Annotated in this window: 19 protein-coding genes; 11 read left to right on the forward strand and 8 right to left on the reverse strand. The window is 71.3% G+C overall.

Going from position 1 to position 20921, the window contains the following annotated elements:
* Window positions 1–93 precede the first annotated feature (93 nt).
* From ASD23_RS02150 to ASD23_RS02160, 3 genes are all read left to right on the forward strand, one after another.
* Entirely contained in the window at window positions 94–1281 is a 1188-nt protein-coding gene (locus ASD23_RS02150) for an ROK family transcriptional regulator (RefSeq protein WP_199470610.1), read from the forward strand.
* A gap of 174 nt (window positions 1282–1455) precedes the next feature.
* A complete protein-coding gene (locus ASD23_RS02155; RefSeq protein ID WP_056007639.1) occupies window positions 1456–2013 on the forward strand; it encodes a YqaJ viral recombinase family protein in 558 nt (185 codons plus the stop codon).
* 81 nt (window positions 2014–2094) lie between these two features.
* Window positions 2095–2895 (forward strand): alpha/beta fold hydrolase, encoded by an 801-nt coding sequence (locus ASD23_RS02160; protein ID WP_056005640.1) that lies wholly within the window; start codon window positions 2095–2097, stop codon window positions 2893–2895.
* Between the two features lie 48 nt (window positions 2896–2943).
* Here ASD23_RS02160 and ASD23_RS02165 read toward each other — a convergent pair whose 3' ends face one another.
* Window positions 2944–3630 (reverse strand): Pr6Pr family membrane protein, encoded by a 687-nt coding sequence (locus ASD23_RS02165; RefSeq protein ID WP_056005643.1) that lies wholly within the window; start codon window positions 3628–3630, stop codon window positions 2944–2946.
* A gap of 112 nt (window positions 3631–3742) precedes the next feature.
* Here ASD23_RS02165 and ASD23_RS02170 point away from each other — a divergent pair, with 112 nt between their 5' ends.
* Window positions 3743–4693 (forward strand): NADP-dependent oxidoreductase, encoded by a 951-nt coding sequence (locus ASD23_RS02170; RefSeq protein ID WP_235507607.1) that lies wholly within the window; start codon window positions 3743–3745, stop codon window positions 4691–4693.
* A 27-nt stretch (window positions 4694–4720) separates the two neighbouring features.
* On the opposite strand, the gene ASD23_RS02175 is transcribed toward ASD23_RS02170, so the two are convergent.
* On the reverse strand, window positions 4721–5677 hold the full coding sequence (locus ASD23_RS02175) for an ArsR/SmtB family transcription factor (RefSeq protein WP_056005649.1): 957 nt from the start codon (window positions 5675–5677) through the stop codon (window positions 4721–4723).
* A 56-nt stretch (window positions 5678–5733) separates the two neighbouring features.
* On the opposite strand from ASD23_RS02175, the gene ASD23_RS02180 reads away from it, so the two are divergent.
* Together ASD23_RS02180 and ASD23_RS02185 are read left to right on the forward strand one after the other, a co-directional pair.
* On the forward strand, window positions 5734–7146 hold the full coding sequence (locus tag ASD23_RS02180; protein ID WP_235507608.1) for an MFS transporter: 1413 nt from the start codon (window positions 5734–5736) through the stop codon (window positions 7144–7146).
* A gap of 58 nt (window positions 7147–7204) precedes the next feature.
* A complete protein-coding gene (locus ASD23_RS02185; protein ID WP_082571115.1) occupies window positions 7205–8590 on the forward strand; it encodes an ATP-binding protein in 1386 nt (461 codons plus the stop codon).
* A gap of 15 nt (window positions 8591–8605) precedes the next feature.
* Here ASD23_RS02185 and ASD23_RS02190 read toward each other — a convergent pair whose 3' ends face one another.
* The 6 genes from ASD23_RS02190 to ASD23_RS02215 form a co-directional block, all read right to left on the reverse strand.
* The gene (locus tag ASD23_RS02190; protein ID WP_056007649.1) at window positions 8606–9214 is read right to left on the reverse strand and encodes a GNAT family N-acetyltransferase; all 609 of its coding nucleotides are present in this window, start codon (window positions 9212–9214) and stop codon (window positions 8606–8608) included.
* Window positions 9215–9320: 106 nt separating this feature from the next.
* On the reverse strand, window positions 9321–11015 hold the full coding sequence (gene aceB / locus ASD23_RS02195; protein WP_082571116.1) for a malate synthase A: 1695 nt from the start codon (window positions 11013–11015) through the stop codon (window positions 9321–9323).
* A gap of 36 nt (window positions 11016–11051) precedes the next feature.
* On the reverse strand, window positions 11052–12374 hold the full coding sequence (aceA, locus tag ASD23_RS02200) for an isocitrate lyase (RefSeq protein WP_056005652.1): 1323 nt from the start codon (window positions 12372–12374) through the stop codon (window positions 11052–11054).
* Window positions 12375–12741: 367 nt separating this feature from the next.
* Window positions 12742–13461 carry a hypothetical protein gene (locus ASD23_RS02205; RefSeq protein WP_157376981.1) on the reverse strand — a complete coding sequence of 240 codons (720 nt, stop codon included), beginning with the start codon at window positions 13459–13461 and terminating at the stop codon, window positions 12742–12744.
* A 480-nt stretch (window positions 13462–13941) separates the two neighbouring features.
* Window positions 13942–15189, reverse strand: coding sequence for a sensor histidine kinase (locus tag ASD23_RS02210; RefSeq protein ID WP_200941663.1), 1248 nt, complete (start codon window positions 15187–15189; stop codon window positions 13942–13944).
* Entirely contained in the window at window positions 15182–15850 is a 669-nt protein-coding gene (locus tag ASD23_RS02215) for a response regulator transcription factor (protein WP_056005658.1), read from the reverse strand. Before ASD23_RS02215 ends, ASD23_RS02210 begins: the two co-directional genes overlap by 8 nt.
* 164 nt (window positions 15851–16014) lie before the next feature.
* Between ASD23_RS02215 and ASD23_RS18955 the strand changes: the two genes are divergently transcribed.
* The 5 genes from ASD23_RS18955 (at window position 16015) to ASD23_RS02240 (ending at window position 20909) form a co-directional block, all read left to right on the forward strand.
* Entirely contained in the window at window positions 16015–16563 is a 549-nt protein-coding gene (locus ASD23_RS18955) for a hypothetical protein (RefSeq protein ID WP_056005664.1), read from the forward strand.
* The gene (locus ASD23_RS02225) at window positions 16560–17687 is read left to right on the forward strand and encodes a peptidoglycan-binding protein (protein ID WP_056005667.1); all 1128 of its coding nucleotides are present in this window, start codon (window positions 16560–16562) and stop codon (window positions 17685–17687) included. Before ASD23_RS18955 ends, ASD23_RS02225 begins: the two co-directional genes overlap by 4 nt.
* Window positions 17684–18382 carry an ABC transporter ATP-binding protein gene (locus tag ASD23_RS02230; protein ID WP_327019770.1) on the forward strand — a complete coding sequence of 233 codons (699 nt, stop codon included), beginning with the start codon at window positions 17684–17686 and terminating at the stop codon, window positions 18380–18382. The genes ASD23_RS02225 and ASD23_RS02230 overlap by 4 nt, the downstream gene beginning before the upstream one ends.
* Window positions 18379–19566: an ABC transporter permease gene (locus ASD23_RS02235; protein ID WP_056005670.1), complete on the forward strand. Its 1188-nt coding sequence runs from the start codon at window positions 18379–18381 to the stop codon at window positions 19564–19566. Before ASD23_RS02230 ends, ASD23_RS02235 begins: the two co-directional genes overlap by 4 nt.
* A 167-nt stretch (window positions 19567–19733) precedes the next feature.
* Window positions 19734–20909, forward strand: coding sequence for an ABC transporter ATP-binding protein (locus ASD23_RS02240; RefSeq protein ID WP_056005673.1), 1176 nt, complete (start codon window positions 19734–19736; stop codon window positions 20907–20909).
* The last annotated feature ends 12 nt before the right edge of the window (window positions 20910–20921 follow it).

Raw genomic sequence — 20921 nt, forward strand, 5'->3', positions numbered from 1 at the left:
TGCACCTTTTGCTAGTCCCTCGGCAAAAGTTGCCGGAGTCGTTACACCTTCGAGATACAGCGACAAGACAAGGTGGTGTGCTTTACTCAGTGCATGGTCGACATCAGCCGCGGCTCGGCACTCGGCGCCTCGGGCGCGAGCGAGCTCTTCCAGTTGCTCCGTGACGGGGCGCCCCGCACGCGCGCGTCGCTCGCCGCGAGCACGGGCCTCGCCCGCTCCACCATCGCCGCGCGGGTCGACGAGCTCATGGAACTCGGCCTCGTCTCCCCCGTCGCCGACGCCGCCTCGACCGGTGGACGCCCGCCGTCGCAGTTCGCCCTGAACCCCGGAGCGCGCATCGTGCTCGCCGCCGACCTCGGCGCCTCGCACGCGACGATCGCCATCACCGACCTCGCCGGCACCGTGCTCGCCGAGCACAGCGAGCCCCTCGACATCGCAGAGGGCCCCGAGGCCGTGCTCGGCTGGTTCATCGAGTCGGGCATCTCGCTCATCGAGGGGCTCGGTCGCGATCGGCAGGAGCTCGTCGCCATCGGCATCGGCGTGCCCGGCCCCGTCGAGCACTCCACCGGTCGCCCCGTCAACCCGCCCATCATGCCCGGCTGGGATCGCTTCGACGTGCCCGGCTGGGTGCAGCAGCACCTCCAGGTGCCCGTGCTCGTCGACAACGACGTGAACATCATGGCGCTCGGCGAGCGCGCGCTCGCCTGGCCGCAGGTCGAGCACCTCATGTTCGTGAAGGTCGCGACCGGCATCGGCTCGGGCATCATCTCGGGCGGCCTGCTACAGCGCGGGGCGCAGGGCATCGCCGGCGACATCGGCCACGTCAGGGTCGCTCGCGGCAGCGACGTGCCCTGCCACTGCGGCAACCGCGGATGCCTCGAGGCCCTCGCCTCGGGCCCCGCCATCGCCCGCGCGCTCCGCGAGCAGGGCATCGAGGCCAACTCCAACGACGACGTCATCGAACTCGTCAAGCGCGGCGACATCGACACGATCCAGGCCGTTCGACAGGCCGGTCGCGACATCGGCGAGGTGCTGACGGCCTGCGTCAGCCTCGTGAACCCCTCGGTCGTCGCCATCGGCGGGTCGATGGCGAGGGCCGGCGAACACCTCATCGCCGGTGTGCGCGAGGTCGTCTACACGCGCTCCATGCCGCTCGCGACCGAGCACCTCACGATCGTGCAGTCGGCGGCCGCGGCGAACGCCGGCGTGCTCGGGGCGAGCATGCTCGCGATCCACCACGTGCTCTCCCCCGAGGGCATCGACGCGCTCGCGGCGCGCTGATCGACGGAGCGCGCACACGCGCGCTCGCCTCGGCCCGCTGACAGGGCGGAGCGGTACGCTCGAGAGGTGTCCGACACCCCCTTCGCCCTCTTCGACCTCGAGGGTGCGGCGACGGCGGTCGCGGTCGACGAGCGCCCGCGGCATCCGACCTCGGGGCACCCCTGCCATTCCCGCATCGTCGCCGACTCGAGCGACCGGGTCGCGTGGCTGCGGGCCCGCTCGCGGGGCATCACCGCGACGGATGCCGCGAAGCTCGCGTCCTTCGCCTCGGTGCGCTCCGCGGCCTGGGAGAAGCGCAACGGCAGCTCCTTCGGCGGCAGCCGGTACACCGACCACGGCAAGGAGCGCGAGCCCGTCATCGCCGAGTGGGCGAGGCGCACGCACGGCATCGAGCCGTCGAGCCTGCTCTTCCACGCCGAGTTCGAGCGGCGCCATCTCGCGACGCCCGACGGGCTGAGGGTCGCGCCCGGCGGCGTGCTCGAGCTGTGCGAGATCAAGACCACCTCGCGCGCCTGGCGGGGCATCCCCCGCGGCTACCTCCGGCAGGTCTGGTGGCAGCAGTACGTGCTCGGCGCCGAGCGAACGCTCGTGGTGTGGGAGCAGCACGACGATTTCATTCCCATTCGCGACGAGCCCGAGTACCGTTGGGTCGATCGCGACGACGACCAGATCGCGATCCTCGTGAGGCTGGCCGACGAGCTCATCGCCGAGCTCGGCGGTCGCCGCACCTGATGCCGGAACCCATCGCATGACGCACCACCAGCACCGCCGAGCACTGCCCCAGCAATTCCCCCTGCCGGGAGGTCCCCCCAGATGACGACCGTTCTCCTGCACGGCCTCGGCGCCGACCGGCGCCAGCCGCTCGACCTGCTCACGCCCGCGGTGCACGCCGCGGTCGGCACCGACGAGCTCATCGTCGCGCCCGACATCCGCGCCCACGGCGGGTTCCTCACCGTCGGCGAACCCGCCGACTTCCACATCGACCGGCTCGCCGCCGAGGTGGCCGCGACGGTGCGGGAGGCGATCGACGAGGCGGGCGCGCCGTCGCCCGAGGCATCCGCCCCCCTGACGATCATCGGCATCTCGCTCGGCGCGGCGCTCGCCCTCCGCATCGCGCTCGACGGCATCCTGCCGATCGAACGCGCGGTGTTCGTGCGGCCGTCGTTCAGCGATCGCTCGCTGCCCGACAACCTGCGCGTCTTCCCCGTCATCGGCCAGATCCTCGCCGACGCGGGCCCGGCCGGCGCCGACGAGTTCCGTGAACGGGCGATCTTCCAGCACGTCGTCTCGGCGTCGCCCTCGGGCGGGCGGGGCCTCCTGACGCAGTTCACGGCTCCCGATGCCGCTCGACGGGCGATGCGGCTCGTCGAGATCCCGCGCAACCGCGCATTCCGCGACGACGCCGAGCTCGGGGAGCTCGAGCCGCGCGGCATCCGCTCGCTCGTCATCGGGGCGCCGCGCGACCCCGTGCATCCCTACGCGCTCGCCGAACGCTGGGCCGCCGGTCTCGGGGCGCCGCTCGTCGAGCTGCCCGCACGCGACGACGGGCTGCCCGTGCAGACCGCGCTGCTGCGCGAGGGCATCGCGCGCTGGCTGCAGCACACCCGCGCCTGACGCGGCGGCGCTGCGACCCGGCCGGACGGCGGCCCGGCGAACCGCGGGTCAGCGAGCGGCCGGCGCCTCCGCCAGCTCGGCAGTCGACTCCTCGGCCGCAGCACGGTAGGGCCACGCGGTCCGGCTGATGCCGATGATGCCCGCGCCGACGAGCAGGATGAAGGCCGCGATGGCGATGACGTAGACGGTGACCCCGTCGTAGCCCACGCCCGGCGAGACGTCGGGGTTGAGGAAGGGGTACGGGTACCAGCCGGTGACGGCGCCGCGGATCATCGTGTAGACCACCCACGCGATCGGGAAGATCGCGATCGTCCAGATGCGCTTCCACGCGATCGTGCGGCGGCCGGGCGCGAGCACCCAGTCGAGCACCACGTAGAGCGGCGCCCAGACGTGCAGGATCTCGTTCGACCACGGCAGCGTCGTCGCCTGGTCGAGCGAGATGTCGCGCAGGAGCAGGTTGTAGACGACGAAGGTCGTCGCCATGTACGTGACGACCGAGGCGCGCACGATGTTGTACCCGGCGGGATCGACCGGCGCGCGGAAGGCGAACCAGGCTCCGACGAGCAGCACGATCGCCGAAAGCGCGTTCGAGAGGATCGTGAAGAAACTCAGGAAGTTGACGACGAAGAACACCGGGTCGGGCACCATCGACAGGCTCTTCGCGAACTGGCCGACGATCGCGGTGATGATGCCGGCGGCCGCCGCGACCCTGATGATGGCCCAGACCGTTCGCATTCGTGCTCCCTGCTCGCTGCGCCACCGGCGACCCGGCAGTCGGTGCGATCATAGCGAGGACGGGTACGGTGCGAAGTGCAATCACGGGAGGGTGTTGTCGATGCGGGCATTGGTGATCGATCGGACGGGCGAGGCCGACGAGCTGCACATCGCGGAGGTTCCCGATCCGATCCGTATCAGCGACGAGGTCGTCGTACGGGTCGTCGCAGCGGGTGTGAACCCGATCGACGCGAAGACCAGGTCGGGCCGTGGCGTCGCGAAGGCCATCCCGTCGTACCCCGCCGTGCTCGGCGGCGACTTCGCCGGCGTCGTCGAGTCGGTGCCCTACTCGGCGCACCCGCTCCAGCCCGGCGACCGCGTCTACGGCATGGGCCGGGTGCCGAGGCTCGGGGGCAGCTACGCCGAGCTCATCTCGGTGAGCTCGATGAGCCTGACCCGCATGCCCTCCACGCTCTCGTTCGCCGAGGCGGCGGCCGTGCCGCTCGCCGCGCTCACCGCATGGGGCGCCGTCGTCGACACGGCACGCGTGCACGACGGCCAGCGCGTGCTCATCCACGCCGGGGCCGGCGGCGTCGGCCATTTCGCGGTGCAGTTCGCCGCCTACTTCGGCGCGGTGGTCACGGCCACGGGCTCCGCACGCAACGCCGACTTCCTGCGCGAACTCGGCGCGAGGCGCGTCATCGACTACACCGCCGAACGGTTCGAGGAGGTCGCGACCGATCAGGACGTGGTCATCGACCTCATCGGCAACGTCGCGGATGACACGGGCACCCGGTCGCTCGACGCGCTACGCGAGGGCGGGCTGATCGTGACGGTGCCCACCGGATCCTGGCCGACCATGGCCGAGGAGGCGGCGGCACGCGGCATCCGCTCGACCGGCTACACCGTGGCACCCGACGCCCGCACGCTCTCGGTGATCACGCGACTGATCGACGACGGCGCCGTGCGCGTGCACGTCGACCGCGAGTTCCCGCTCGAGGAGGGCGCAGAGGCGCACCGGCTGCTCGAGGCCGGACACGTGCGGGGCAAGGTCGTGCTTCGGGTCATCCCCGACCCCGCCTGAGGCCGCTCCCCTCGCTCCGCGGTGCGCTCACCGCCCTGCGGCGAGCAGCGAGCTCCCGAGTTCGCTCCTGAGGTAGAGCACGCTGTGGCCGTACCGCGTCGAGACGAGCAGCCCGGCGTCGCGGAGCGCGCGCAGGTGCTGGTTGACGGCCGACGGCGTGACGCCGAAGCGCACGCCGAGCTCCGTCGACGAGGCGGGATCGCCGAGCGCGGAGAGGAGGCTCGCCCTGGTCTCGCCGAGGATCGCGGCGACCGCGGCAGGGTTTGCCACCGGCTCGTTCTCCCAGAGCGCCCCCTGGCCGCGCGCCGGGTACATGATCATCGGCGGCCCGTCGCCGACCGGTGCCGAGCCGCGTCGCGTGAACATCGTCGGCACGAGCGTGAGTCCGAGCCCGTCGATCGCCTGCACCCGGTCGGCCGGGTCCCGCAGCCGCACCGAGACGATGCCGCCCTCGTAGTCGACCGTGGACGAGATGCCGTTCAGCATCGTCGACAGTCCGTTCTGGGCGATCTGGCGTCCGCGATGCACGACGTCGGCCTCGAGGACCGCCCGCATGCGCGGCCAGTACGGGACGAACGAGGCCTCCCAGAGCTCCTGGAGCGCTCGCACGACGCGGCGGACGGCGACCTTCGGCGACCCCTCGAACACGGCCGGCACGTGCCCGTGCACGGCGACGAGGTCGCCGATGAACGTGTCGGGCGGGGTCGCGAGCAACTGCTCGAACTCGTCGTCGAGCTTCGTGAGCGGCGACTCGGGACGAGGGTTCAGGAAGTCGGGGGTCCACAGGCGATCGTCGATGAGGCCGGCGAGCGCCTCGGTGTCGAGGTCGGCTCGAGCCGCCTCGGTGCGACGCAGCCACGGCAACTGCAACGGGAATCGCGACGGGTCGTCGATCGCGCGCAGGGAGAGGCCGAGTTCGCAGAGGGGCGAGATGCCGAAGCGCACGGCCGCGACGTCCCCCTCGTTGAGCACGTATCGCAACATGTAGCGCAACGCTACATCAATTTCACCCCTCCGACGCATCTGCGAGAACTGTACGAGTGAGCCCTACCTCTCCCCCGACACCTGACACCGGAACCGTTCCGACGATCGACCCCGCCGGCCCCGAGAACCCCGGCAAGCCGTCGTTCGTCGCTCGCCTCGCGGCATCCGTCTCGGACCCGGTGCTGCGCATCCTCGTCGGGGCGACCCTGATCTCGCGCGTGGGCCGCGGCATCTTCCTCACGGTGACCGTGCTCTACTTCACCTTCATCGTGGGCCTCGCGCCGCACGAGGTCGCCATCGTCCTGTCGGCCGCGAGCGCGGCCGGCGTGATCGCGGCCTTCGGCGGCGGATGGCTCGCCGACCGGGCCAGTTCCAAGCGCCTGCTCATCGCCTTCACCGCGATCGAGGGCATCGCGCTCATCACCTACGTCTTCGCGGGCGACTTCGTCACGGCGCTCGTGATCGCCGTGGTCTGCGGGCTCTTCGAGCAGGGCGCGAACTCGACCCGCTCTGCGATCATCGCGCGAGCCTTCGTCGGCGAGAGCCGGGTTCAGGCACGGGCGGTGCTCCGTACCGTCACGAACGTCGCCATCGCCGCCGGCTCGGGGCTCGGCGCACTCGCCCTCGCGATCGGCACCGCCGAGGCCTACCGCGCGCTCATCGTCGGCGCCGGCGTGCTGTACCTGCTCGGACTCATCCAGCTCGTGCGGCTGCCGTCGCGGGTCGACGCGCCCGCCCGAAAGCCGGTCACCCCCGTGACGACCGCGACCGGCTCATTCGACGCCGGCGCAAGCGCCGAGGCGGCCGCCGCCGAGCGGCGTGCATGGCGACGGCACTCGCCCTGGCGCGACCCCCGCTACCTCCTGCTCACCGCGCTCAGCGCGATCTTCGGCATGCAGTTCGGCGTCGCCGAGCTCGGCGTACCGCTCTGGATCGCGCGCGAGACCACGGCGCCCGAGGCGGTCGTCGCGGCACTCCTCATCCTGAACACGGTGATCGTCGTGATCTTCCAGGTGCCGCTCTCGCGGGGCACGCACGACCTGCGCGTCGCCGCACGGGTGTCGGGCATCGCTGCATGGCTCATGGCGGCCGCGTGCCTCGTGTACGCCTCGGCGGCCGGGCTGCCGATCGGCTTCGCGATCACCGTGCTCGTCATCGCCGCGACGGTGCACGCCTTCGCCGAGGTGCTCTCGCAGGCCGGCGGCTGGGGCCTCAGCTTCGAGCTCGCCGACCCCGTGCAGGCCGGGAGCTACCAGGGCGTGTTCGGCATGGGCTACACGGTCGGCGCGCTCGCGGCACCGCTCGTCGTCAACGCGACGGCGATCTCGCACGGGTTCTCGGGCTGGGTCGCGCTCGCCGCGATCTTCCTCGCCTCCGGCCTCGGCACGTGGTGGCTCGCCCGGCGGGCGGCCCGCACCGCGGACGCGGCGGCGACGGCATCCGGCGACGCGGCGGCATCCGCCTCGTAGTCGACACACCGGCGGGCCGGGACCGTCATCGCCACGGCGCGCGTGGCATGATCGGCGGATGACCGACACCCCGATGCGTCCGGCGCACTCCGAAGACGGCCGATCGTTCACGGTTCCGGATGCCTCGGGCACGCCGTTCATCGCCGGCACGCTGCTGATCGTGACCACGACGACCACGCGCCTGCTCGCCCTCGTCGAGGAGCGGACGTCGACGGCCGACGGCGAGCCCGAAGCGCTGCACGGGCGTCTGCTCGGCGCGATCGACGGCACCCGGTTCGATCCCCGAGGCGGTCTGCCGTTCGCGGGAGCCGATGTCGAGGTGGCCGACGGCGCCACGATCGACCTCGTGCACGCGGACATGGGGGCGACCCTCGAGATCGGCGTCAACCTCAGCCCGCCGCTGCGGGCGGCCCGGCTCCTCGCCCACCGCTTCAACCGCCACACCTTCTGGTGCGGGCAGAGCGGTTCGGGCAAGACGTACGCGCTCGGGGTCGTGCTCGAACAGCTGATCGCGCACACGGCGCTGCCCGTCGTGGTCTTCGACCCCAATTCGGACTTCGTGCGGCTCGGCGAGCTGAACCCCGACGCGAGCGGGCCGACGGCCGAGCTGCTGCGGCACCGAGACATCCGCGTGCTGCGCCCGAACGTCGAAGGCGCCATCCCGCTCCGCGCCAGGTTCCCGGCGCTCACCCTCGAGGCGAAGGCCGCAGTGCTCCGCCTCGACCCCGTCGTCGATCGCGAGGAGTTCAATGCGGTCGTGCACCTGAGCGAGACCTTCAGCGCGATCGAGCCGAACGAACTGCTGCCCGAACTGCTCGGCTCGTCCGCGCCCGCCAAGCGGGCGCTCGGCCTCCGCATCGAGAACATGGGACTGCTGAACTGGGAGGTCTGGGCGGGCCACGACCGCGAGGCGACGCTCGTGATCGACGAGCGAGCGGATGCCACCGTGCTCGACCTCGGCGGATTCTCGACGCCCGATCAGCAGCTCGTCGTGGCGCTCTCCGTGCTCGACGAGCTCTGGGCCCGTCGGGAGGAGCGGCGACCGGTGCTCCTGGTCATCGACGAGGCGCACAACCTCTGCTCCCCCGCGCTGACCTCGCCGCTCGCGGTCGCGGTGCGCGAACGGCTCGTGCAGATCGCAGCCGAGGGGCGCAAGTTCGGACTGTGGCTGCTGCTCTCGACGCAACGACCGTCGAAGGTCGCCCCCGGCATCATCTCCCAGTGCGACAACCTCGCCCTCATGAAGATGAGCTCGCCCGTCGACCTCGAGGGGCTCGCGACGTACTTCGGCTACGCGCCGACCGCCCTGATCGCCCGGTCGCCGTGGTTCCGGCAGGGCGAAGCGCTCTTCGCGGGCGGCTTCGTGCCGGCGCCGACGCTGCTGTCGATGAACTCGAGGCTCACGCCCGAGGGCGGCAGCGACGTGGGAGTTCCGCTGCGCTGACGCGGCCGAGGACAGCTAGCCGACCGGCGAGGGCACCGCCGCGAGCGAGTGCTCCATCACCCAGTCGTCCTCGACGCGGCCACCCACCACGAAGTGCTTGTCGCCGACCTTCACGAAGCCGTGGCGCTCGTAGAACGCGATCGCTCGCGCGTTCTCCTCGTTGACGCCGAGCCACGCCGTCGCGGCTCCGGCCGCGCGGGCGGCGTCGAGCGACGCCCGCATGAGCGCGGCGCCGGTGCCGGTGCCGTGCGACTCCGCGAGGGCGTAGACCTTGCTGACCTCGATCGCGGGCCGGGCGGTCACCGCTCGAGCGGCGTCGGGGTCGCCGGGTTCGCCCCCGACGAGCATGGTGTAGCCGAGCAGGCGCGGGGCGCCCCCGTCGTCGTCGGCATCGGCCGCCGGTGCCGGCGCCTCCGCCACGAGCAGGATGCGATCGGGATCGGCGAGGTACGCCTCGAAGTGATCCACGCCGAAGTTCTTCGCGATGAAGTCGGCGATCGCCTCGGGCGTCGTGTGCGGCGGGCAGGCGAGCGGGAACGTCGCGGCGGCGAGCGAGGAGAGCGCGGCGGCATCCGTGCTCGTGGCGGGGCGGATGCGAACGGCGGAGGCGGTCGACTGGGTCACGAGCACCGATTCTTGCAGACGAGGTGCGCGCGGCGAAGGGGCCGCCCCGACCGTGGCACCTCCGGGATCACCGGATGCGGTCGGGACGGCCCCCTCGGGCACTGTCTCAGAGGAAGCGCGCGTACGCGCCGACGGTGAGGAAGGTCGGGAACTCGGGCTCGAGCGCGACACTCCGGAACACCGAGATGGCGTCGTCGAAACGGTCGCCCTCGAAGCGCGGCAGCGCGGCCACGGCCTCCGCCATGAGCCGCACGATCGAGGTCTGGTCGATGCGCGTGCCCTCGGCGGTCACCGTGTTCTCGTTCAGCCACTGCCAGATCTGCGAGCGCGAGATCTCGGCCGTCGCGGCATCCTCCATGAGGTTGTCGATCGCCGCTGCACCCGTGCCGCGCAGCCACGACTCGATGTAGCGGATCGCGATCGACACGTTGTCGCGCACGCCGCCCTCGGTGACCGCTCCGCCGATCGACGGGATGTCGAGCAGCTCGGCCGCCGTCACGTGCACGTCGTCGCGGAGGCGGTCGACCTGGTTCGACCGGTCGCCGAGCACGGCGTCGAACTCGGCACGGGCGGTCGGGATCAGGTCGGGGTGCGCCACCCAGGTGCCGTCGAAGCCGTCGCCGGCCTCACGGCGCTTGTCGGCCGTCACCGCGGCGAGCGCGCGCTCGGTCACCTCGGGGTCGCGGCGGTTCGGGATGAACGCGCTCATGCCGCCGATGGCGTGCGCCCCGCGCTTGTGGCACGTGGCGACGAGCAGCTCGGTGTACGCCCGCATGAACGGCACCGTCATCGTGATCGCCTTGCGGTCGGGCATGACCCAGCGGCGACCGCGCGAGCGGAAGGTCTTCACGATCGAGAAGATGTAGTCCCAGCGCCCGGCGTTCAGCCCGGCACAGTGGTCGCGCAGCTCGTAGAGGATCTCGTCCATCTGGAACGCGGCCTGGATCGTCTCGATGAGCACCGTCGCGCGCACCGTGCCCTGCGGGATGCCGAGCCGGTTCTGCGCGTAGACGAAGATGTCGTTCCAGAGCTTCGCCTCGCGGTGCGACTCGAGCTTCGGCAGGTAGAAGTACGGCCCGCGGCCGGCGGCGATGAGCGCCTGCGCGTTGTGGAAGAAGTACAGGCCGAAGTCGACGAGCGAACCCGAGGCGTGCATCGCCCGCCCCGCCCGGTCGTGGAACTTCAGGTGCTTCTCGACGAGGTGCCAGCCGCGCGGGCGCATCACGATCGTCGGCGTCTGCTCAGCCGTGACGCGGTACTGCTTTCCCTCGGGGCTCGTGTACTCGAGACGGTCGCGCAGCGCGTCGAAGAGGCTCAGCTGACCCTCGATGACGTTCGCCCAAGTGGGGCTCGTGGCGTCCTCCTGGTCGGCGAGCCACACCTTCGCACCGGAGTTCAGCGCGTTGATGGCCATCTTGCGGTCGGTCGGGCCGGTGATCTCGACCCGGCGGTCCTCGAGGCCCGGGCCCGCGCCGGCGACGCGCCAGTCGGCGTTGTTCCGGATCGACTCGGTCTCGGGCAGGAACTTCGGGTCGCGGCCGTTCGCCGCGTCGACGCGGGTCTGCAGGCGCACGGCGAGCAGCTCGTGCCGGGTGCCGGCGAAGCGGTCGTGCAGCTCCGCGAGGAACTGCAGCGCCTCGGGCGTCAGGATCTGGTCGTACCGCTCGCCGAGCGGTGCCGTGATCTCGATGCGCGGTTCGACGGTCTGGAAGCTGCCGGTGGCGCGCTTCGGTTCGGGCCGGCGAGCGGATGCAGCATCCGTTCGCTCTCGTTCGAGCGTCATGCTTGGTGTGGTGTTCATGGTCGTTGCTCCTCTGAGTTCTTGCCCGTGAGCGGGTCAGTGGTTGAACTGTTCTTCCTCGGTCGATCCGACGAGGGCGAGGGTTGCGCTGTTGGGGTTCAGCGCGGTGGCGATCTGGTCGAAGTAGCCGGTGCCCACCTCGCGCTGGTGGCGCGTGGCGGTGTATCCGGATGCCTCCGAGGCGAATTCCGCCTCCTGGAGCTCGACGTAGGCCGACATGTGGCGCTCGCTGTAGTCCTTCGCGAGCGTGAACATGCCGTGGTTCAGGGAGTGGAAGCCCGCGAGGGTGATGAACTGGAACGCGTAGCCCATCGACGCGAGCTCGCGCTGGAACTTCGCGATCTGGTCGTCGTCGAGGTGGCGCTTCCAGTTGAACGAGGGCGAGCAGTTGTAGCTCAGGCGCTTGCCCGGGAACTTCGCGTGCACGGCCTCGGCGAAGCGGCGCGCAAGGTCGAGGTCGGGTTCGGCCGACTCGACCCAGAGCAGGTCGGCGTACTCGGCGTACGCGAGGCCGCGGGCGATGACCGGCTCGATGCCGTTCTGCACCTCGTAGAAGCCCTCGGCCGTGCGCTCGCCCGTGACGAACTGGCGGTCGCGCTCGTCGTGGTCGCTCGTGAGGAGGGTCGCCGCGAGGGCGTCGGTGCGGGCGATGATGATCGACGGCACGCCGGCGACATCCGATGCGAGGCGTGCCGCGTTGATCGTGCGGATGTGCTGGCTCGTGGGAACCAGCACCTTGCCACCCATGTGGCCGCACTTCTTCTCGCTCGCGAGCTGGTCCTCCCAGTGCACGCCCGCCGCGCCGGCCTCGATCATCTGGTGCATGAGCTCGTACGCGTTCAGCGGGCCGCCGAAGCCGGCCTCGGCGTCGGCGACGATGGGGGCCATCCAGTCGCGGTCGTCGGTGCCCTGCTCGATCTGGCCGGCGCGGAGCAGCGCGTTGTTGATGCGGCGCACGACCGCCGGCACCGAGTTGGCGGGGTAGAGCGACTGGTCGGGGTAGGTCTGGCCGCTGAGGTTCGCGTCGGCCGCGACCTGCCAGCCGCTCAGGTAGATCGCCTTCAGGCCTGCGCGGACCTGCTGCACGGCCTGGTTGCCGGTGAGGGCGCCGAGCGCGGCCGACCACTGCGGGTCCTCCTGCGGGGCGAAGGCCGTGCCGGTGTTGCGCTGGATGTCCTGCCAGAGCTTCTCGGCGCCGCGCTTGGCGAGCGTGCGCTCCTCGCGAACCGGGCCGCGGAGGGCGATGACGTCTTCCGCGCTGTAGTCGCGGCTGATGTCGTCCCACCGCGGGTTCGCGTCCCACTCGAGCTGCAGCTCGGCTGCGGTCTGGGTCTGGTCGCCGGGGCGGTTCGTGCTCATGGTGTTGCTCCTTCGGTGCAGCGGGCGGATGCTTCGTGGTGCTCCGTTCGGCGTCTGCTTCGGCGCCGTCGGGGTGGCTGTGCATCCACTCTGCGCTCGCTCGAAGAGGTCGACCCTGCGATTCGGGGGGTGAACTTTCGACGTTCTTCTGCGCCTCGGAAGTTCCGCGCTCTCGCGCCGTGTCGGCTGCTCCTTGCGACACCCCTCCCCTCCCAGCACCCCTCCCGCCCAGCACCCCTCCCGCCCAGCACCCCTCACGCCCAGCGCCCCTCCCGCCCAGCGCCGAGAGGACGCGTCTTGTCGGAACGACCGTGTCGTTCCGACAAGACGCGTCTTCCCACAGTCGGCGCAGGCGCCCAGCGTTCGGTCAACCTCGCCAGCCCCGGTCACGTAGCGCGCGCCCGGTTCGGGCGACGATCTCGGCACGCGGCATCCGCTTCGTGATGCGGATGACCCGCCAGTCGTCTTCGGCGAGGTCATTCAGCCTCGAGACATCCGTCGCCCATTGCTCGGTGTCGAGGAGGTGCTGCTCTCCGTCGTATTCGACGAGCACCCGGTACGCACGGAAGACGAGGTCGCCGCGAGTACGTCGACCCGAACGGAGCACGATGACGCCGTTCGGCTCAGGCTCGGGCAGCCCGGCGCGCATGAGCAGCAGCCGCACGAAGGTCTCGCGGCGAGAGCAGACGTTCGGGCGCATCTCCGCCCGCGCCAGACGAAGGCGGGTCGCCCCGCGCCGCCGCCCGTGGCGCGCGATGGCGGCGTCGACCTCGTCGGCTGTGGCGAGTGGTCGCGGCAGACCCAGTAGACGATCGCCCGCTGCGATGAGGTCGTCGAGGGAGAGCTCGCCGGCCAGCTCGCACCACGCATCGGCCGGAGCCGTCATCCACGCGCCCCGCACACCGGGGACGCGTACGAGGTTCGGGATCAGCTGCGTGCTCCGGCCGAGCACGCCTCTGCCACGTGGCGCTCGCCCACCGTCGAGCGCGGTCACCTCCACCCTGGCATCTCGCTCGATGACGGCGGGGAGCGGAATGCCGCACAGCACCGCGGCGGTGCGCCCCGAGAAGACGTGCCGCGGCGGCATGATCGTCACGTACGCGCGGCACCGCCCGAGCAGCGAATCGGCATCCCGCGGGAGACTGCGAACTCCGCGGAACGGTGCGACGAGCTCGATCGATCGCACGCGGCGTGCCGTCGCGCCGGCCTCGAGCGCGGCTCGAACGGTGAACGGAGTATTCGTCAGGGAACGAGGAAGCGGGGCCGGCCGACGCATACGCACATCGTGCGGGAGGGCGTTGCGCCCAGATGCTGCAGGGCACGGATCTGTGGGCTATTCGCCGTGCCGCCGCGCTGGGGAGGCAGCATCGCCGCGCTCGCGTCTCGCGAGAGGACGCTTGTTGCCGGTAACCGCGGGCAGTTGCGACAACATGCGTCGTCTCGACGTGTTGCGGCGAGGTGGAGGGGGTGAGGGGTGAGGGGTGAGGGGTGAGGGGTGAGGGGTGAGGGGTGAGAGGCGAGAGGGGTGAGGGGTGAGAGGCTCGCGAGGCGAGGCGGCGCGAGTGCCTCAGCGCGGGAAGCGCACCGTGGCGCGCAGGCCCCCGCCGCCCCGTGGCGAGAGCTCGAGTTCGGCGTCGTGGCGGGCGACGATCGCGGCCACGATCGAGAGGCCGAGTCCGCGGCCGCGGTCGGCGGCGTCGCGCGTGCGTCCGCCTCCCCGCGTGAAGGGTGCGGTCAGGGTCGCGACGGTCGCGTCGTCGAGTTCCGCCCCGCTGTTCTCGACGACGAGGGTCGGCGCGGAGCCCGAGGCATCCGTCGTCACCGTCACGAACCCACCGCGCTCGTTGTGGCGGATCGCGTTCTGCACGAGGTTCGCGACGAGCTGCCGCAGCAGCACCTCGTCGCCCTCGACGACCGCGGGCGCGAGCGTCGAGGTCAGGCGCACCCCTGCAGCGTCGCCTTCCGCCTTCCCTTCGTCGACGACGGATGTCGCGACGGCCGCGAGATCGACCGACCCGGCGTCGCCGGACTCCGTCGACTCCAGTTCGGAGAGGTCGAGCAGGGCCTCGACGGTCGCGATGCTGCGCTCGTTCATCTCGCGCAGGCGTTCGAGCAGCTCCGCGTCGCCGCCCCGCGTGCTCAGCGCCACGTCGAGCATCGTGCGGGTGGTCGCGAGCGGCGTGCGCAGTTCGTGCGAGGCGTTCGCCGCGAATCGACGATCGGCATCGGCCGAACGCTCGAGCGAGTCGAGCATGCCGTCGAAGGTGTCGGCGAGGTCGGTGATCTCGTCGCGAGGGCCGGTGAGCCCGATGCGGTGGTCGAGGTGACCGCGAGTGGCGCGGTGCGCGGCGATGTTCACCTCTTGCAGGGGCTTGAGCATGCGGCCGGCGACGAACCAGCCGGCCCAGGCGCCGCCCGCGGCGAGGAGTGCGAGTGCCCCGACCGAGACCCAGAGCAGCAGCTGCAGGATGTCTGATCGCGAGCTCACGACGACGGTCGCCGCGGTCGTCGTCAGGGAGAGGATGCCTGGGTCGTAGATCGGGACCGCCGGCACGGCCTCCCCAGTCGCCGCGTCGAGCGGGGTCGACTCGAGCGGGGTCGACTCGAGCGGGATCGTTTCGTGCGGCTCCATGAGCGTGGCGGCCGGCTCGGCCGTCGCCGCGAATTCGTAGCTCGGCACGAGGCCGACGACGAAGGCGACGATGACGAGCAGCACGGCGCCCGCGGTGGTCAACAGCAGGGCATACGTGAGCGCGAGCCGCGCACGCACGGTCAGGCGATAGCTGCGGGGCGCGGATGCCGCGGGCTCAGCCATGCGCCGCATCGATCGCGTAGCCCGCACCGGGGTCGGTGCGGATCATCCACGGCTCGCCGAGCTTGCGGCGGAGGGTCGAGATCGTGACCTTCACCGAGTTCGTGAACGGATTCGCGTTCTCGTCCCAGGCCTTCTCGAGCAGCGTCTCGGCACTCACGACTCCCCCGCCGGCGCGCATGAGCACCTCGAGCACCGAGAACTCCTTGCGGCTGAGGCGAATGAACCGTCCCTCGCGGTACACCTCCCGCCGGAACGGGTCGAGGGTCACGCCCGCCGCCTCGAGCCGCGGCGGCAGTGCGGTGAACCGGCGGCGCCCGAGCGCCCGCACGCGGGCGACGAGTTCGGGGAACTCGAACGGTTTCGCGAGGTAGTCGTCGGCGCCGAGCTCGAAGCCGCCGACCTTGTCGCCGAGTCGGCGCGCCGCGGTCAGCATGAGGATCGCGGGGCGCTCCTCGCGGGCGACGAGCGTGCGGCAGACCTCGTCGCCGTGCACACCCGGAAGGTCGCGGTCGAGCAGCACGACGTCGTAGTCGTTGACGTCGATGTTGAAGAGGGCGGCCTCGCCGTCGGCGGCGACATCCGCTGCGATCGCCTCGAGAGCGAGCCCGGCGCGCACGGCCTCGGCGAGGTACGGCTCATCCTCCACGATCAACACGCGCACGTCCCACTCCTCTCGATCACGGCATCCGGATGTTCCGACCAACTCGTCCAGTGAATCCCGTCGGGCGTAAGGAAAACGTCAATGCCGACCTTTACTCCACTACAACCGCCCTATGTGTGAGCTGAGTTCTGCGCCAGTCCGTGGCGCGATCGAAAGGACACCTCATGACCACACGTTCCACTCGCGGAGCCCGTGCAGGGCTCGCGTTCACCGGTATCGCCCTGCTCCTCGCGCTCAGCGCCTGCGCACCGAACGGAGCGGATTCGGCTGATCTGAAGTCCGGCGACTCGGATGCCGCCTACGAGGAATGGTCCGCCGAGTTCACCTCCTGCATGAAGGGGGAGGGCATCGACATGCAGATGGCGACGACCGCCGACGGCACGGCGAGCGACAGCACCACGATGGATTCGGGCGAGGCCGTCGACCCCGACGAGATCGACGTCGAGGCGATGGATGCCGCGAACAGGAAGTGCATCGACAAGGTCGGCGAACCGCCGGTGATTCCGGGCATGCCCGACGCCGAGGAGATGAACGAGGCCTCCCTGCGCTTCGCCGCGTGCATGCGCGAACGCGGCTACGACTACCCCGACCCCGAGATCTCGGCCGACGGCTCGGTCGGCATGAGCGAGGCGATGTCGATCGACGAGTTCGACCCGGCCGACATCGATGCGTGCAGCGAAGCTGCCGACTACCCGACGATGGACGAAGAGTGAGCGCCGAACCGCAGACCGCCGATGACGCGATGACGGATGACGCGGCGACCCCGCCCGCCCGACGGCGTCGCCGCGCCCCCTGGCTCATCGCCGGGGCCTGCGTCGCCGTGCTCGGCATCGCCGGCACGGTGCTCGCGGTGACCTGGCCGGCGTCGTCGACGGAGGGCGGAGACGCGGCGAACGAGGCTGCGGACGTCGCGACCACGGCCGTGACCCGCGGCGACCTGACCGAGCGCGTCCGCTTCAACGGCCGCCTCGGCTACGGCACGACGCAGGAGCTCGGCACGACCCTCGGCGGCACGATCACCTGGCTGCCCGACGCCGGCGCCGTGCTCGACCGCGGCGCGACGATGTTCCGCGTCGACGACGACCCGGTCGTGCTCCTGCTCGGTGCACTGCCGATGTGGCGGCCGTTCGCCGAAGGCATGGACGACGGCCCCGACGTGCTGCAGCTCGAGCAGAACCTCGCCGCGCTCGGCTTCTTCGAGCGCGAACCCGACTCGGAGTTCGCCGGCTCGACCGCTGCGGCGATCGAGCGCTGGCAGAAGTCCCTCGGCCTCGAGCAGACCGGCTCGATCGAACCGGGCCGCATCGTGTTCGCCCCTGCTCCCGTGCGCGTGGCGGAGCGCAAGCTGCAGATCGGCGCGGGCGCCGGCCCATCGGTCATCGCGGTGTCGGACACCGTGAAGCGCGTGAACGCCTTCCTCGCGCCGAACCTCGAACCGATCGCACCGGTCGGCACCCAGGTGCAGCTCACCCTTCCCGGCGGCGGCACCGTGCAGGGCACGGTGAGCGCGGTCGGCGCCCCCGTCGAGCAGGACGACGACCAGGGCGGGAAGAAGCTCAAGCTGCCCATCACGATCACGCTCGACGACCCGGCGGCCGCCGACGGGCTCGACGACGTCGGCGTCAGCGGCGAGCTCGCGGCGGTGCGGCGGGAGGATGCCCTGCTCGTGCCGGTCACGTCGTTGCTCGCACGCACCGGCGGCGGCTTCGCCGTCGAGATCGTGGAGAAGGGCGCCGTGAAGACGGTGACGGTCGAGCTCGGCCTGTTCGCCGACGGACTCGTCGAGGTCACGGGCGGCGAGCTCGAAGCCGGCGACGAGGTCGTGGTGCCCGAGTGAGCGCGCCGCTCATCCGCATGCGCTCGGTCACGCGCACCTACGGCTCACCGCCCACCGTCGCGCTCAGGCATGCCGACCTCGACGTCGAGCGCGGTGAGATGCTCGCGATCGTCGGTCCGAGCGGCTCGGGCAAGTCGACGCTGCTGAACCTCATGGGCACCCTCGACCGGCCGAGCTCGGGTGACATCGAGATCGACGGGTACGACACCGGCGAGATGAGCGACGCGGAGCTCTCGGGCCTGCGTGCGCACACCATCGGCTTCGTGTTCCAGCAGTACCACCTCGCCGAGGGCGTCACCGCGCTCGACAACGTCGCCACCGGCCTGCTCTACGCCGGGGTGCCGAAGGCCGAGCGACGTGCACGCGCCGCCATCGCACTCGAGCGCGTTGGACTCGCCGCTCGCACCCGCCACCGCCCGAACGAGTTGTCGGGCGGCGAACGTCAGCGCGTCGCGATCGCTCGCGCCGTCGTCGGCGAACCGGCCCTGCTCCTCGCCGACGAGCCCACGGGGGCGCTCGACACCCGCTCGGGCGAGGCCATCGTCTCGATCCTCGCCGAGCTCAACGCAGGGGGCACGACGGTCGTCGTGATCACCCACGACCCGCAGGTCGCCGAGCGGATGCCCCGTCGGGTCGGCATCCGCGACGGCGTGCTGTCGACCGGGGCGGGCGTCATGGCCGGGTCTCGCTCGTGAACGGCCTGCGCTCCCGTCTCCGCACGGCGGACCTGCTCGGGCTCGGGCTGCACGGCCTCCGATCGAGGCCGATGCGCGCGGTGCTCTCCGCCCTCGGCATCGCGATCGGCATCGCCGCGATGATCGCCGTGGTCGGCATCTCGACGTCGAGCGAGGCGCTCGTCAAGCAGAAGCTCGCCGCGCTGGGCACGAACCTCCTCACCGCCACGGCCGGATCCGACTTCTTCGGGAAGGACTCCGAACTGCCCGCCGACGCGATCGATCGCGTGCGGCGCATGGACGGCGTCGAACAGGCGAGCTGGAGCGCCACGCTCGCCGACGTCCACATCTACCGCAACGCGCTCATCGATCCGGGCGCCACCGGCGGACTCACGGTGGTCGCCGCCGACCTCGACCTGCTGCCGGCGACGGGCACCGGGCTCGCCTCGGGCGCGTGGCTCAACGGCGCCACCGAGCAGTTCCCGGTCGTCGTGCTCGGAGCGAAGGCCGCGGAGCGCCTCGGCATCGTCACGATCGGCAGCGCCGTCGAGATCGGCGGGCGGCAGTTCACGGTCGCCGGCATCCTCGACCCGTCGCCGCTCGCCCCCGAACTCGACTCCGTCGCGGTGGTGGGCGGGCCGATCGCCGCCGAGCTCTTCGAATTCAACGGGTCGCCGACGGTGATCTACGAACGCTCGGCCGATGACCTCGTCGAGCAGGTTCGCGAGATCCTGCCCGCCACGATCAATCCCGAGTCGCCGACCGAGGTGAAGGTCAGCCGTCCCTCCGATGCGCTCGCTGCGAAGAACACGATCGACCAGGCCTTCACGGGTCTGCTCGTGGGCGTGGGTTCCATCGCCCTGCTGGTCGGCGGCATCGGCGTCGCGAACACGATGGTGATCTCGGTGCTCGAGCGGCGCCAGGAGATCGGCCTGCGGCGTTCGCTCGGCGCGACCCGCGGACACATCCGCTCGCAGTTCCTCGTCGAGGCCATCCTGCTGGCGCTGTGCGGCGGCATCGCCGGCACGGCGATCGGCTGGGTGATCACGGCGGTCGTCGCCGGAGCGAACGGATGGCTCGTGGCGGTGCCCCCCGCCGTGCTCGCCGCCGGCGTGGTCGCGACCGTCGTCGTCGGGGCCGTGGCCGGCGCGCTGCCCGCGGCGCGAGCCGCACGTACGTCGCCGACGGCGGCGCTGAACGCCTGACGCGGACGTCACTCCGCGTGGGAGAAATTTCAGACGGACTGTCGGGCGGGCGCCGCCCGCCCGATGGTTTGTCGCGTTCACGGTCGCGCGCATTGCACACGAGGGGCCTCACGGATTGAATGGCAAGCCTGCGCGACGGTGTGCGGGTGAACTGGAGGTGCTGGCACGTGACCACGGCAACGACCACCGAGGCGGAGGCGGCGACCACCTCGTCGCCCGGCGCGGAGGCACCCGGAACGGTCGTCATCGACGCCGTCACCAAGCACTACGGCGATTCGACCGCGGTCGACCGCCTCTCGCTCACGATCGAGGCCGGCGAGTTCATCTCGCTCCTCGGCCCCTCGGGGTGCGGCAAGACCACGACGCTGCGCATGATCGCCGGCTTCGAGGAACCAGATGACGGCGACATCCGCGTCTCGGGCCGTTCAGTGCTCGGCGTGCCGCCCTACCGACGCGACGTCAACACCGTGTTCCAGGCGTACGCCCTCTTCCCGCACATGTCGGTCGCCGAGAACGTCGCGTACGGTCTCCAGCAGAAGCGCACCCCGAAGGCCGAGATCCGCGACCGGGTCGTCGACGCGCTCGACCTCGCCCAGATGCGCCGTTTCGCCGACCGCAAGCCCACCCAGCTCTCGGGCGGCCAGCAGCAGCGCGTCGCGCTCGCCCGCGCCCTCGTCAACCGGCCCTCGGTGCTGCTGCTCGACGAGCCGCTCGGCGCCCTCGACCGGCAGCTGCGCGAAGAGATGCAGCTCGAGCTGAAGCTGCTGCAGTCGCGCCTCGGCATCACCTTCGTCTTCGTGACCCACGACCAGGGCGAGGCGCTCTCGATGAGCGACCGCATCGCGATCATGCGCAGCGGTCGCATCGAGCAGCTCGCCGACGCCGACACGGTCTACGCCCGACCTGCCTCGGCCTACGTCGCCGCATTCGTCGGACAGCAGAACTTCTTCGGCGGCACGGTCGTCGAGGGCGGCACGGCCGTCGACTCGACGCACGCGCTCGTGCGCGGCACCTCCGCCGGACTCCCAGCGGGCGGCACCGGCCTCGCGGCCGTGCGCCCCGAGTTCGTGAGCATCGAAGCGGATGTCGCAGCCGACGCATCCGGTGCGGCGAACACCGCCCGCGGCAGCCTGATCGGCGTCTCGCACCTCGGCGAGACCATGCAGTACCTCGTGCGCCTCGGCGACGACCAGAGCCTCATCGCACGTCGCCCCTCGCCCGAGGCGCCGCAGCTGTCGGTCGGCGACGCGGTCGTGTGCTCGTGGCGCGCCGAGAGCGTGCTCCTCTTCCCGGCCGACGATGCGGCGAGCGCGAGCGGCTACGTCGCGCCGCCGACCGTCTGAGCCCCGAGGAGT

Source organism: Agromyces sp. Root1464 (assembly GCF_001427265.1).
In the GTDB taxonomy this organism is placed as follows: domain Bacteria; phylum Actinomycetota; class Actinomycetes; order Actinomycetales; family Microbacteriaceae; genus Agromyces; species Agromyces fucosus.